This is a genomic window from Micromonospora ferruginea (genome assembly GCF_013694245.2).
GTDB lineage: Bacteria > Actinomycetota > Actinomycetes > Mycobacteriales > Micromonosporaceae > Micromonospora > Micromonospora robiginosa.
In genome coordinates this window covers 788,775-802,598 of the sequence record NZ_CP059322.2, presented here as the reverse complement: position 1 = coordinate 802,598, position 13,824 = coordinate 788,775, and the positions used below count along the sequence as shown (strand labels likewise).

Below are 13,824 nucleotides of genomic sequence, written 5' to 3'. Positions count from 1 at the left end.
GCGTTACCGCGCGGCGGGAGCGGGAATGCGGGCCGGACGACGGACCGTACGCCCGAGGGGAGCCGCCGGTGTCGCGCAGGGGCCTTGCCACGACCACGCCGCAGCGGCTGACGCCGGTGGCCGGCGCGCCGCTGTGGTGCGACGCCCGCGAGCACGGCCTCACCGGCGACGGCGTCACCAACGACCAGCCGGCGCTGGCCGCGCTGGTGGACCGCCTGGGCGCCGGCTATGACGCGGACGGGCGGGCCCGGGTCATCCACTGCCCGCCGGGCCTCTACTCGATCCGCGACGCCGGCACGGTCTGGCGCAGCGGCGTCTCGCTCATCGGCGCCGGCCCGGCCGCGACCCGGTTCCTGCTCAGCAACGAGGGCAACCGGGCCGACCCGGTACCGCTGGCCTACTGGACCACCGTGCAGCACGGCGCGGACCGGGACCGGCACATCGCCGACTGCACGTTCGCCGACTTCGAGATCGACGGCTCCGGCGTCGGCCAGGCCGAGTACGACTACCTGGCCAAGGGGCTCGGCCTGCAGTACGTGGTGCGGGGCGTGTTCCGCAACCTCTACATCCACCACACCGGCGCGACCGGCCTCGGCTGCGACTTCCTCCAGGACACGCTGATCGACGGCGTGGTCGTGGTGGGCTGCGGCCGACTGGACAACGGCCAGCAGATGGGCGGCGCCGGGATCGGCGTCGGCATCGGCGGCTGGGGCGACGTGGAGCGCCTCACCATCGCCAACTGCACCACCGTCGGCAACGGCACCAACGGGATCTTCCTGGAGCTGCAGAAGGACTACTGGACCCCGCCGCGCGGCATCCGCATCATCGGCTGCCACAGCCAGGCCAACCGGTTCGGCATCTCGGACTGGGGCGCGGACGGGCTGATCGTCTCCGGCTGCACCATGACCAACAACCTGGAGGCCGGCTTCGACGTGTCGGCCAACGGCACCGCCGGGGTCGCCGGGCGCGGCGGCCTGCTCACCGGCAACGTGATCGACTGCAACGTCGGCGACGGGATCAGCATGGGCAACACCCCCGGCCCGTACGCGGTGCAGGGCAACCGGATCAGCCGCAACGGCGGGTACGGCTACCACGAGCACGACCTCGGCCACGGCTACCGGGGCGCGGCGGCGGACGTGGTGATCCAGGACAACGACATCCGGGAGAACGCGCTGGACGGCATCCGGATCGACCGGCCGATGCTGGACGCGTCGATCGTGGGCAACCGGATCCGCGACAACGGGCGCCGCTCCGCCCCGGCCCACCGGGGCTCCGGCGACGCGGTGCGCTACGGCCTGCGCGAGGTCACCGACGGCGCGGCGCACTGGCCGGCCGGCGGGCACCGGGGCAAGGTCGTCCGGGTCGGCTCCCGCGACGCCGTGGTCGCGGACAACACCGACGACCGGCTCGCCCTGGCCGAGGTACGCCCGGACGGCGCCACCGCCTGGAACGAGGCGATCCCGGAGCCCGGCTCGGCGTACGAGCTGCCGGACGGGCCGGCGGCCAGCGCCGGGATCACCGTCGCGGCCCCGTTCGACTCGGCCACCGTCCGGGCCAACCGGATCTGGCACCGGGAGGCCGACACCCAGGCGTACGGGATCTGGATCACCGAGTCCGGAAGCTGCGTGTCGTGCGCGGTGGAGGACAACGACCTCGCCGGGTCGACGGCCGCGCTGCGCCTGGACACCCCGCCGATCGGCGGTCGCTGGGACCGCAACCACACCGACCGCGGCTGACACGTCTCCCCAGCCGCCCCGACGGCTCAGGCTCCGTCAGCCCGCCACGCCCGGCGACCAGCACCCAGCCAGCAGTGAGCGGCACCGTTGATGCCGTCAACTTCATGATCACCTGCTCGACTTCCGGAAGTGCGGCGGGTTGGAGCCGAGGGTCTCGATCATGGACTTGTGGTGCCATGATATGTCGCTTACGCCCTGAAATCGGAACTGCCACAACTCCAAGATCGGCGCGGCGGGTCGGCGGGCCGGGTGACAGAGCGGGCGCGCTGCGTCGCTGACTTCGTGATCGCCGGGCTCACCGCACCCGGAGAGCTGGGCAAGCAGGCGTCCACGGGGTGCGGTCCGCCCACGACGTCGACGGACGGCGGGTGGAACGCGGTGGGTGCCTGGGCGGGGCGTGAGACGTTCCATGGCGTTTCGTTCGTCGCGCCTGGTGGTGGTGCGCCTCGACCCTGGACGGGGCGGGGCGGTCAGGGGCGGCGGGGCAGGTGGGCGAGGATCGCGTCGGCGAGGCGGTCGGGGGCGCCGTCGGCGTAGCCGACGAAGAGGCTCGGCTCGGTCAGCTCCAGCTCGACCAGCACCGGCGAGCCGTCCGGGCCGGGGATCAGGTCGACCCGGGCGTAGAGCAGCCGGTCGGTCCCGCCCGGAACGGCGGCCAGCACCGTGTCGGCGACCGCCCGCTGCTCGGCGGTGGCGGCGCGGGCGTCGATCCGCTCCTCCTTGTAGAGCGCGGCCTCGCCCCGGTCCGGGCCGGTGAGCATCGGCCCCTTGCGGATCGCGTGACTGAAGACCAGGCCGTCCGGGCCGGCCAGGTAGAGCAGCGCGGTCTCGCCGGCGGTGTCCACCGCGTCGAGGTACGGCTGGACCATGGTCACCCGCCCGGCGGCACCGAGGCGTCGCGCGTGCGCCGCCGCCAGCTCCCGGTGCTCCGGGTCGGCCAGGTCGTAGCGCCCGGTGTCCTGGCTGCCGGCGCTGACCGCCGGCTTGAGCACGTGCTCGCCGGTGGCCGGCGGCGTCCAGCGCTCCCCCGGCGCGATCCAGACCGTCGGCACGGTCGGCGCCCCGGCGGCGGAGAGCTCGGCCAGGTAGCGCTTGTCGGTGTTCCAGGCGACCACGTCGGCGGGGTTGACCAGGGCCGGCACGGTGCGCGCCCAGGCGACGAACTCGTCCCGCCGCAGGGCGTAGTCCCAGGGCGAACGGAGCACCACCAGGTCGTGGCCGGACCAGTCGACGGTCGGGTCGTCCCAGATCGCGGCCTCGGCGTGGACGCCGCGGGCGGCGAGCGGGTCGAGCACGAGCCGGTCGTCGGGGTCGAGGTCGGGCAGGGCGGCACAGGTGACGAGAGCGACCCGGGGTTTCCCCCGGGTCGACTGGTGGTGGTTGGTCATGCGGTTATGTGTGTCAGCGGGCCATCGTGCGCCGGGCCATCGACCGCCACAGGTCGTTGCTCGGACGCATCTGGTCCATCAGCTCGCGCTCCCAGGCGTTCTCCACGTCGACCCCGGCCGTGGCACAGGCCTGCCGTGCGACGACGGTGTCGTCGGCGAACTGGTCCGCCCACGCTCCGTCGGAACCCACGAGGACGATCCGTGCGCCGCGCTTGCCGACGTACTCGATGACCGCCTTCGCGCCGCCGTGCCCGGCGGCGAACGACTTGATGCCCGCGACCAGGCCATTGGGGGCCTGCTCGTCGGTCTTGTCAGCCGTCAGCGTCGTATCGGAACCATCTGCCATGACGCGAAGCCTAAGCAGACTTCCACCCGGATGTGCGAGAACGATGAACTGAATGTGATGCCAATTACCCCTCCGTTTAAGGAGAACCACAGGTAATTTGCCCGGATTTATCGTTCATAACCGGGCAAACCGGGCGGCAGAGATCGTCACGCTCTGTCCGGGTTGGTCCCCTACGGTGGACCGGGAAAAAACTTCTGATGAACCGCCTCACGTGCGCGAACGAGCGCGACGGTCAGATCAGCGCGTCCAGCGCCACGGCGGCGAACAGGATGGTGAGGTAGGTGGTCGACCAGTGGAACAGCCGCATCGGCTTGACCGCCTCGCCGCGCGCCGCGCGCCGGCACAGCTTGTGCGCCTCCACCACGAAGATCCCGCCGACGACCAGCGCGGTCACCCCGTAGATCGGGCTCATCCCGAGCGGCCAGACCGCCAGCGACGACAGCAGCGTCAGCCAGGAGAACCCGATGATCTCGGCGTTGACCCGCCGGACCGAGGCCACCACCGGCAGCATCGGAATGCCGGCCCGGGCGTAGTCGTCCTTGTACTTGATGGCCAGCGCGTAGAAGTGCGGCATCTGCCAGAAGAAGACCACCGCGAACAGGCCCCAGGCGGCCGGCGACAGCGAGCCGGTGACCGCGGCCCAGCCGATCAGCACCGGCGCGGCCCCGCAGACGCCGCCCCAGAACGTGTTGGCGGCCGTGGTCCGCTTCAGCCAGAGCGTGTAGACCAGGTCGTAGTAGGCGATCGCGGCCAGCGTCAGGCCGGCCGCCAGCCAGTTGGTGGTGGCCGCCATCAGCGCCACCGACACCGCCGCCAGCACCAGCCCGAAGACCAGGGCGTTGCGCGGCGACACGGTGTGCGCCGGCAGCGGACGACGCTTGGTGCGCCGCATCAACTGGTCGATGTCGCGGTCGATGTAGCAGTTGAGGACGCTCGCCGCGCCGGCCGCGAGCGAACCGCCGACCAGCACCACGGCCACCAGCCACAGCGACGGCATGCCGCCGTCCGCGAGCATCATCGCCGGCACGGTGGTGACCAGCAGCAGCTCGACGATCCGTGGCTTGGTCAGCGCGACGTACGCGGCCACGACGGCCCGCACGTCCCGCCGGCCGGTCGCCGGCGCCTCCGCCACCGTGCCCACCGGTGACGACCCGGCAGGGTTGCTGACCGGGCGCTCGGTGATCATGCTCACGGATTGCCACCTTCCGGCTTCGGCAGGGGAGGTCGTCGGCCCGGACCCGAGCCGGGTCCACACACCGCCCCACACACTACGCGTCGTCGTTTTGGCTGCCCCGCAGACCCGGCAACGGTGCGGGCCGTCACACCGGGGGTTGAACGTCCGGCCGGGACGCAAACGTACAAGTCAGCATGCCGAGATCCCCGGGCGGACGTTTAGCGGCGCTCGATAGGGTCATCAGTGAGGGTTCCGCCCATCTGCCGAGGAGCACATCAACGTGGCTGCGAAACGACCCGAGCTTCCCGCTCTCAACTGGTCCGACCTCGACCGCAGGGCCGTCGACACGGTCCGCGTGCTGGCCATGGACGCCGTGGAGAAATCCGGCAACGGCCACCCGGGCACGGCGATGAGCCTCGCCCCGGCGGCCTACCTCCTGTTCAACCGGGTCATGCGGCACAACCCGACCGACCCGAACTGGCCCGGCCGGGACCGGTTCGTGCTGTCCGCCGGGCACTCCAGCCTGACCCTCTACATCCAGCTCTTCCTCTCCGGCTACCCGCTGGCCCTGGACGACCTCAAGGCGCTGCGCCAGTGGGGCTCGCTCACCCCCGGCCACCCGGAACACGGCCACACCCCCGGCGTCGAGACCACCACCGGCCCGCTCGGCCAGGGCCTCGGCAACGCGGTCGGCATGGCCATGGCCGCCCGCCGCGAGCGCGGCCTGTTCGACCCCGAGCCGGACCGCGCCGACTCCCCGTTCCGGCACGACATCTGGTGCATCGCCTCCGACGGCGACATCGAGGAGGGCATCACCCACGAGGTGAGCGCGCTCGCCGGCCACCAACAGCTCGGCAACCTCTGCGTGATCTACGACGACAACGAGATCTCGATCGAGGACGACACCCGGATCGCCAAGAGCGAGGACGTGGCGGCCCGCTACGAGGCGTACGGCTGGCACGTGCAGACCGTCGACTGGCGCACCGGCGACGCCGACCAGGGCGACTACCACGAGGACGTGGAGGCGCTCTACCAGGCGCTGCTGGCCGCCCGGGCGGAGACCGACCGGCCGTCGTTCGTCGCGCTGCGCACCATCATCGGCTGGCCCGCGCCGAACAAGCAGAACACCGGCAAGATCCACGGCTCGGCGCTCGGCGCGGACGAGGTCAAGGCCACCAAGGAGATCCTCGGCTTCGACCCGCAGCGCACCTTCGAGGTCGACGAGGAGGTGCTCAAGCACGCCCGCCAGGTGGTCGAGCGCGGCACCGAGGCGCAGGCCGAGTGGAACAAGGGGTTCGACGCCTGGGCGCAGGCCAACCCGGAGCGCAAGGCGCTGTGGGACCGGATGGCCACGCGTACCCTGCCGACCGGCTGGACCGACGCGTTGCCGACCTTCCCGGCGGACGCCAAGGGCGTCGCCACCCGGGCCGCCTCCGGCAAGGTCCTGGAGGCGCTCGCCCCGGTGCTGCCCGAGCTGTGGGGCGGCTCGGCCGACCTGGCCGAGAGCAACAACACCACCATGAAGGGCGAGCCGTCCTTCGTCCCCGCCGGGCACGCCACCAAGGACTTCCCGGGCGACGAGTACGGCCGCACGCTGCACTTCGGCATCCGCGAGCACGGCATGGGCTCGATCCTCAACGGCATCGCCCTGCACGGCGGCACCCGCCCCTACGGCGGCACGTTCCTGGTGTTCAGCGACTACATGCGTCCGTCGGTGCGGCTCGCCGCGCTGATGAAGCTGCCGGTGACCTACGTCTGGACGCACGACTCGATCGGCCTCGGCGAGGACGGCCCCACCCACCAGCCGATCGAGCACCTGACCGCGCTGCGGGCCATCCCCGGCCTGGACGTGGTCCGCCCGGCCGACGCCAACGAGACCGCCTGGGCCTGGCGGCAGGCGCTGGAGCACACCGACCGGCCGACCGCGCTGGCGCTGAGCCGGCAGGCGCTGCCGACGGTCGACCGCGCCGAGTTCGGTTCCGCCGAGGGCACCGCCAAGGGCGGGTACGTGCTGGCCGAGGCGTCCACCGGCAAGCCGCAGGTGATCATCGTCGGCACCGGCTCCGAGGTGCAGCTCTGCCTCACCGCCCGGGAGCGGCTGGAGGCCGACGGCACCCCCACCCGGGTGGTGTCCATGCCGTGCCAGGAATGGTTCTTCGCGCAGGACGAGGCGTACCGGGAGTCGGTGCTGCCGCGCGGGGTAAAGGCACGGGTGAGCGTGGAGGCGGGCATCGCGATGTCCTGGCGGGCGATCGTCGGCGACAGCGGCGAGTGCGTGAGCATCGAGCACTACGGCGCGAGCGCGCCCTACACCGTGCTCTTCGAGCAGTTCGGGTTCACCCCCGACCGGATCGTGGCCGCCGCGCACGCGGCGCTGACCCGGGTGGGCGACATCACCGGTTTCACGACCGGCAACTGAGGGGAGCGTGGACGGCATGACGGACAGGCTGAAAGAGCTCCAGAACGCCGGGGTGGCGATCTGGCTCGACGATCTTTCCCGGGTACGACTGACCTCCGGCGGGCTGGACAAGCTGCGCCGGGAGAGCCACGTGGCCGGGGTGACCACCAACCCGACGATCTTCGCCAAGGCGCTGAGCGACGCCGACGAGTACGACTGGCAGCTCCGTGACCTCGCCACCCGCGACGTGGACGTCGAGGAGGCGGTCCGCATGCTCACCACGTACGACGTGCGGTGGGCCTGCGACGTGATGCGCCCCTCCTACGACGCCAGCGACGGCGTCGACGGCCGGGTCTCGATCGAGGTGGACCCCCGCTCGGCGCACGACGCGGACAAGACCGCCGCCGAGGCCAAGGCGCTGTGGTGGCTGGTCGACCGGCCGAACCTCTTCATCAAGATCCCGGCGACCGAGGAGGGCCTGCCGGCGATCACCAAGACGCTGGCCGAGGGGATCAGCGTGAACGTCACGCTGATCTTCGGCCTGGACCGCTACTCGCAGGTGATGGAGGCGTTCCTCGCCGGCCTGGAGCAGGCGAAGGCCAACGGCCACGACCTGTCCAAGATCGGCTCGGTGGCCTCGTTCTTCGTCTCCCGGGTCGACACCGAGGTGGACAAGCGGCTGGAGAAGATCGGCTCCGACCAGGCCAAGGCGCTGCGCGGCAAGGCCGCCGTCGCCAACGCCCGGCTGGCCTACGAGCGCTACGGCGAGGTGTTCTCCTCCGACCGGTGGCAGAAGCTCGCCGACGCCGGCGCCCACCCGCAGCGGCCGCTGTGGGCCTCCACCTCGACGAAGAACCCCGACTACCGGGACGTCATCTACGTCGAGGAGCTGATCGCCCCCGGCACGGTCAACACCATGCCGGAGCCGGTCGTGCACGCCTACGCGGAGCACGGCGAGACGCAGGCCGACACGATCACCGGCGCGTACGACGACGCGCGGCAGGCCTTCGCCGACCTGGAGTCGGTCGGGGTGGACCTGGCCGACGTGATCGCCACCCTGGAGCGCGAGGGCGTGGAGAAGTTCGAGGCGAGCTGGCTGGAGCTGCTGGAGGGAGTCAAGAAGTCCCTCGCCGAGGCGGCCAAGGGCGCGGGCAGCCCGCACCGGGCCGCCGAGGGCAACGCCCGCAACGCCCAGCAGGCCGGCGGGAACGCGTGACCGACGGCGTGCGACGCGTCCCGGGGCAGCGCCCCGGGGCGCGTTCCGCCGTACCGTGGACCCGGTGAGGTGAAGCACATGAGCGACCTGCTGGCCGGGCCGGCGGACGTCGCCGCCGGCCTGGCCGTGCACGGCGCGGGCGCGGTGGACGTGTCCGCGCGCGCCGCGCTGGTCGCCTCGCACGTCCCCGCGCGGCTGGCCGCCCAGGACCCGACCCTCTGGGGGCCGGCGGCCGAGGCGACCGCCCGCGACCGGCTGGGCTGGGTGGACACCCACTGCCGCAGCCGGGACCTGCTCCCCCAGCTCGCCGAGCTGACCGCCGAACTGGGCGACCTGGACCACGTGGTGCTCGCCGGCGACGGCGACGTCACGCTGGCCGCCCGGGTGATCGCCGAATGCCTGGGCCGGCCGCTGACCGTGCTCGACACCGCCGATCCCGGCCCGGCCCGCGCGGCCCTGGCGGACCGTCCGGCGCGCACGGTGCTGGTGCTCGCCGGGCGAGCCGGCCCCGACCCGACCACCGACGCGCACCTGCGGGTCTGGCGGGAGGCCTGGCACGACGCCGGGCCGGAGGCGGACCGGCACGTCGTGGTGGTCACCCCGCCCGGCTCGGCGCTGGCGGCGCTCGCCGACGAGCTGGGCGCGGTGCTGATCCCGGCCGATGAGGAGGTGGCCGGGCCCTGGTCCGCGCTCTCCGCGTACGGCCTGGTGCCGGCGGCGCTCGCCGGCGCACCGGTCACCGAACTGCTGGACGAGGCCGCGGCACTCGCCGGCGCGCTGGAGCGGGACCGGGACAATCCGGCTCTCGCGCTCGGCGCGGCCCTGGGCGCGGCGGCTGCCGGCGGGCGGAACACCGTCGCGTTGGCGCCCGACGGCACCGGCCTCGACGGGCTGCGGCACTGGGTCGGCGCGCTGCTCACCGCCGCCGGCGGCGGGCGGGTGCTGCCGATCGCGGCGGAGTCCCCCGACGCGCCCGGCGCCACCGGCCCGGACGTGCTGACGGTCGGGATCGGCGGCGCGCTCGGCCCGGGGATGGCGCCCGGCGTGGCCGCCGACGTGGCGGTCAACGGCCCGCTCGGCGCGCAGTTCCTCACCTGGGCACACGCCGCCGCGATCGCCGCGGTGCCGCTGGGGGTGGACCCGTTCGCGGAGCCGGCGGCCCGCACCGACGACGACACCCCGGGCGGGTCGCCCTCGTCGGTCGACGGCGCGGTCGAGGTGTACGCCCCGGCCGGCGCCCCGACCGACCTGGCCGGCGCGCTGCGCTGGATCATCGACGGGCTGGCCCCGGACGAGCACCTCGCCGTGACCGCCCACCTCGACCCGCGGGCCGACGCGGCGGTGGCCGGGCTGCGCCCGCTGCTGGCCCGCACCACCGGGCGGCCGGTGACCTTCGGCTGGGGCCCCCGCCACCCGAGCCACTCCGACGGGTGCGCCCGGCACCTCCAGATCACCGGTGCGGTCACCGATGATCTGCCGGTGCCCGGCCGCCCGTACACCTTCGCGGAACTCCAGGCGGCCCAGGCCGCCAGCGACCGGCGGGCCCTGGCCGGCCGGGAGCGACCGGTGCTGCGACTGCACCTGACCGAGCGGGCGGCGGGCGCCGCCCAACTGCTGGATACGGCCGGACGGACACCTACGTGACGATCAACGATCTGGAATCAGTGGACCGAGATGCAGGAGGAGGTGGCCCGGTGAACCCGCTGCGCGACCCGCAGGACCGGCGGCTGCCGCGGATCCCCGAACCGTGCGCCTTGGTGATCTTCGGCGTCACCGGGGACCTGGCCCGCAAGAAGTTGCTGCCGGCGGTCTACGACCTGGCCAACCGGGGGCTCCTGCCGCCCGGCTTCGTGGTCCTCGGCTTCGCCCGCCGCGACTGGGGCGACGGTGACTTCGAGTCGCTGGCCCACGACGCGGCCAAGAAGCACGCCCGCACCCCGTGGCGGGAGGAGGTCTGGGCCCGGCTCGTCGGCAACATCAAGTTCGTCGGCGGCTCGTTCGACGACGACGCCGCCTTCGACCATCTCGCCACCACGCTCGACGACCTGCGCGACACGCACGGCATCGCCGGCAACGCCGCGTTCTACTTCTCCATCCCCCCGGCGGCGTTCCCGGTGGTGCTCAAGCAGCTCGCCCGCACCGGCATGGCGGACAACGACAAGTCCGGCGGCTGGCGGCGGGTGGTGGTGGAGAAGCCGTTCGGCAACGACCTGCCCTCGGCCAAGGCGCTCAACGACCTGGTCGACGACGTCTTCACCCGGCAGGACGTCTTCCGGATCGACCACTACCTGGGCAAGGAGACGGTCCAGAACATCCTGGCGCTGCGGTTCGCCAACAACCTGTTCGAGCCGCTGTGGAACTCCAAGTACGTCGACTCGGTCCAGATCACCATGGCCGAGGACGTCGGCATCGGCACCCGGGCCGCCTTCTACGACTCGGTCGGCACCGCCCGCGACGTGCTGCAGAACCACCTGCTCCAGTTGCTCGCCCTGGTGGCGATGGAGGAGCCGACCAGCTTCGACGCCGACGAGATCCGGGCCGAGAAGCTCAAGGTGCTCAAGGCGATCGCGGTGCCCCGCGACGTCTCCCGGGACACCGTGCGCGGCCAGTACCTGCCCGGCTGGGTGGGCGGCGAGCGCGCCAAGGGCTACCTGGAGGAGGAGGACGTCCCGGCGGACTCCACCACCGAGACGTACGTGGCGGTGAAGCTGGCCATCCAGAACCGCCGCTGGGCCGGGGTGCCGTTCTACATCCGGGCCGGCAAGCGGCTGCCCCGGCGGGTCACCGAGGTGGCCATCATGTTCAAGAAGGCGCCGCACCTGCCGTTCAACCCGGCCGACATGGAGTCGCTCGGCTCCAACCAGCTCGTCATCCGGGTCCAGCCGGACGAGGGCGTGGTGCTGAAGTTCGGCTCCAAGGTGCCGGGTACCACCATGGAGGTCCGCGACATCGCGATGGACTTCCAGTACGGCGAGGCGTTCACCGAGTCCAGCCCGGAGGCGTACGAGCGGCTGGTGCTTGACGTGCTCATCGGCGACCGGACGCTGTTCCCGGACGCCGCCGAGGTGGAGCAGAGCTGGCAGGTGGTCGACCCGCTGGAGCACGCCTGGGAGGGCACGAAGCCGGAGCCGTACCGGGCCGGCGAGTGGGGCCCCCGCGCCGCCGACGAGATGCTGGCCCACGAGGGCCGGGCTTGGAGAAGAGCATGATCGGGCTGTGGGACACCACCGGCAACGAGGTGGTCAAGGCGCTGGCCGCCGAGCGGCGCAGCGCGGGCGGGGTGGCCAGCGGCATGGCGCTCACCCTGATCGTCGTGGTGGACGAGAAGCGGGTCCGCGAGGCCGAGGCGGCGGCCACCATCGCCGCCGCCGCGCACCCGTGCCGGCTGCTCGTGGTGGTCCGCTCCGACATCGAGCGGGACCGCAACCGGCTGGACGCGGAGATCGTCGTGGGTGGCCGGCTCGGCCCGTGCGAGGCGGTGGTCACCCGGATGTACGGCCGGCTGGCGCTGCACGCCGAGTCCGTGGTGATGCCGCTGCTGGTGCCGGACGTGCCGGTGGTGACCTGGTGGCACGGTGAGCCGCCGGCCGAGATCGCGACCGACTTCCTCGGCGTGGTGGCCGACCGGCGGATCACCGACGCGGCGCAGGCCGCCGACCCGATCGCCGCGCTGCGGGAGCGGGCCTGCGACTACGCGCCGGGCGACACCGACCTGGCCTGGACCCGGATCACCCCGTGGCGCACGCTCGTCGCCGGCGCGTTCGACACCACCCAGGCCCGGGTCACCGAGGCGACCGTGGTCGCGCCGCGCACCGACCCGACGGCGGCGCTGATGTGCGGTTGGCTGAGCGCCCGGCTCGGCATCCAGCCGTCCTGGGAGCACACCGACGAGTTCCCGCGCATGCGCGAGGTGCAGTTGCGCTGCGCCAACGGCGACGAGCTGACGCTGACCCGCGACGACAGCATCGCCGTGTTCCGGCGTACCGGGCAGGAGGACCGGACGCTGCCGCTGGTCCGCCGGCCGCTCGGCGACGAGCTGGCCGAGGAGCTGCGCCGCCTCGACGCCGACCAGGTCTACGCCGAGGCGCTCGGCGCGACGGCCGGGCTGACCGGCCTGGACCAGCGTGCGCCGCAGCGGGTGCACGTGTGGAAGGATCCGGCGACCGCCCAGCGGGCCGAGGCCGGCGTGACCGCGCACGCGGGCGCGACAGCCAACGAGTGACCGCCCGGACCGGGCGGTCGGACGCACAGAGACACGAGGCACGACGGATGACTGAGGCGAGTGTCGCCGTACACGCCGACCCCGACCTGCTGGCGCAGGCGGTGGCGGCCCGGCTGGTGGTGAAGCTGCTCGACGCGCAGGCCGAACGCGGTCAGGCGTCGGTAGTGCTGACCGGTGGGCGGATCGCCGCGGCGGTCCACCGGGCGGTCGGCCAGTTGCCCGCCCGGGACGCAGTGGACTGGTCCCGGGTCGACGTCTGGTGGGGCGACGAGCGCTTCCTGCCGGCCGGCGACCCGGAGCGCAACGAGACCCAGGCCCGGGCGGCGCTGCTGGACGCGGTGCCGCTGGACCCGGCCCGGGTGCACCCGATGCCGGCCTCCGACGGCCCGGCCGGCGACGACCCGGAGGCGGCCGCCGCCGCGTACGCGCGGGAGCTGGCCGCCGCCGCCCGGCCGGGCACCGCGGCGCTGCCCCACTTCGACGTGCTGATGCTCGGCGTCGGTGAGGACGGGCACGTGGCGTCGGTGTTCCCGGAGCACCCGGTGCACCACGACAGCCGGCCGGTGAGCGCGGTGCGGGGCAGCCCGAAGCCGCCGCCGGTGCGCACCACGCTGACCCTGCCGACGATCAACACGGCCGAGGAGGTGTGGCTGGTCGCCGCCGGGGCGGACAAGGCCCGGGCGGTGGGCATGGCGCTGGCCGGCGCCGGGCCGGTGCAGCTTCCGGCGGCCGGGGTGCGGGGCGTGTCGCGCACCCTCTGGCTGCTGGACCGCGCCGCCGCGGCGAACGTCCCACCGCGCTCGCGCAGCCTGAGGTGAAAGGAGGGGCCCCCGCTTAACGCCTGCGGTATGGGCGGGGCCCCTTCCTAACGCCCCTCAGGCGCGACCTCGGCGCCGGCGCAACGCCGCCAGGGCCTCGGCGAGCAGCGCCTCACCCTCCTCCGGCGTGCGCCGCTCCTGCACGTACGCCAAATGGGTCTTGTAGGGCTCGGCCCGCTGCCGGCCCGGCGGGTTGCCCGGCTCGGGGCCGGCCGGTTCCCCGCAGCGGGGGCAGTCCCACGACGCCGGGGTCTCCGCCTCGGCGGCGATCAGGAACTCGACCCGGTGCTCGTGGCGGCACCAGTAGACGACCGGGCGGCGCGGCGCCGGCTCGGTGCGCTGGTCGAAACGCTCGGGGGCGGACCCGATCCGGGTGCCGCGGATGACGTTGTTGCTGGGCACGGTTGCTCGCTCCCTGTCGTCGGAGGGGACCGCCGCCGGAAGGGGTCGGCGACGGGCGACGGGCGGAGAAACAAAACTGCGCGCGGTCCGTAACGGACCGCGCGCAGATTGTACGCTTCTTCGG

General features: G+C 73.3%; 11 protein-coding genes. 7 read left to right on the top strand and 4 right to left on the bottom strand.

Annotation, left to right across the window (positions count from 1 at the left end; translation table 11 throughout):
* Positions 1-68: 68 nt before the first annotated feature.
* On the top strand, positions 69-1,736 hold the full coding sequence (locus tag H1D33_RS03775; protein ID WP_181569383.1) for a right-handed parallel beta-helix repeat-containing protein: 1,668 nt from the start codon (positions 69-71) through the stop codon (positions 1,734-1,736).
* 470 nt (positions 1,737-2,206) lie between these two features.
* Here the strand turns inward: H1D33_RS03775 and H1D33_RS03770 are convergent, their stop codons facing one another.
* The 3 genes from H1D33_RS03770 to H1D33_RS03760 form a co-directional block, all read right to left on the bottom strand.
* Positions 2,207-3,124: an ATP-grasp domain-containing protein gene (locus H1D33_RS03770; protein ID WP_181569384.1), complete on the bottom strand. Its 918-nt coding sequence runs from the start codon at positions 3,122-3,124 to the stop codon at positions 2,207-2,209.
* A gap of 13 nt (positions 3,125-3,137) precedes the next feature.
* On the bottom strand, positions 3,138-3,470 hold the full coding sequence (locus H1D33_RS03765) for a hypothetical protein (RefSeq protein WP_181569385.1): 333 nt from the start codon (positions 3,468-3,470) through the stop codon (positions 3,138-3,140).
* Between the two features lie 232 nt (positions 3,471-3,702).
* Positions 3,703-4,662, bottom strand: coding sequence for a heme o synthase (locus tag H1D33_RS03760; protein WP_181569386.1), 960 nt, complete (start codon positions 4,660-4,662; stop codon positions 3,703-3,705).
* 262 nt (positions 4,663-4,924) lie between these two features.
* Between H1D33_RS03760 and tkt the strand changes: the two genes are divergently transcribed.
* The 6 genes from tkt (at position 4,925) to pgl (ending at position 13,298) form a co-directional block, all read left to right on the top strand.
* A complete protein-coding gene (tkt, locus tag H1D33_RS03755) occupies positions 4,925-7,063 on the top strand; it encodes a transketolase (protein WP_181569387.1) in 2,139 nt (712 codons plus the stop codon).
* 16 nt (positions 7,064-7,079) lie between these two features.
* Positions 7,080-8,258, top strand: coding sequence for a transaldolase (tal, locus tag H1D33_RS03750; protein WP_181569388.1), 1,179 nt, complete (start codon positions 7,080-7,082; stop codon positions 8,256-8,258).
* A 78-nt stretch (positions 8,259-8,336) separates the two neighbouring features.
* Entirely contained in the window at positions 8,337-9,902 is a 1,566-nt protein-coding gene (locus H1D33_RS03745; RefSeq protein ID WP_181569389.1) for a glucose-6-phosphate isomerase, read from the top strand.
* Positions 9,903-9,952: 50 nt separating this feature from the next.
* Positions 9,953-11,467: a glucose-6-phosphate dehydrogenase gene (zwf, locus tag H1D33_RS03740; protein WP_181569390.1), complete on the top strand. Its 1,515-nt coding sequence runs from the start codon at positions 9,953-9,955 to the stop codon at positions 11,465-11,467.
* A complete protein-coding gene (locus H1D33_RS03735) occupies positions 11,464-12,480 on the top strand; it encodes a glucose-6-phosphate dehydrogenase assembly protein OpcA (RefSeq protein WP_181569391.1) in 1,017 nt (338 codons plus the stop codon). The genes zwf and H1D33_RS03735 overlap by 4 nt, the downstream gene beginning before the upstream one ends.
* Before the next feature lie 47 nt (positions 12,481-12,527).
* Entirely contained in the window at positions 12,528-13,298 is a 771-nt protein-coding gene (gene pgl, locus H1D33_RS03730) for a 6-phosphogluconolactonase (RefSeq protein ID WP_181569392.1), read from the top strand.
* A gap of 57 nt (positions 13,299-13,355) precedes the next feature.
* Here the strand turns inward: pgl and H1D33_RS03725 are convergent, their stop codons facing one another.
* A complete protein-coding gene (locus tag H1D33_RS03725; RefSeq protein WP_181569393.1) occupies positions 13,356-13,700 on the bottom strand; it encodes an RNA polymerase-binding protein RbpA in 345 nt (114 codons plus the stop codon).
* Between the last annotated feature and the right edge of the window lie 124 nt (positions 13,701-13,824).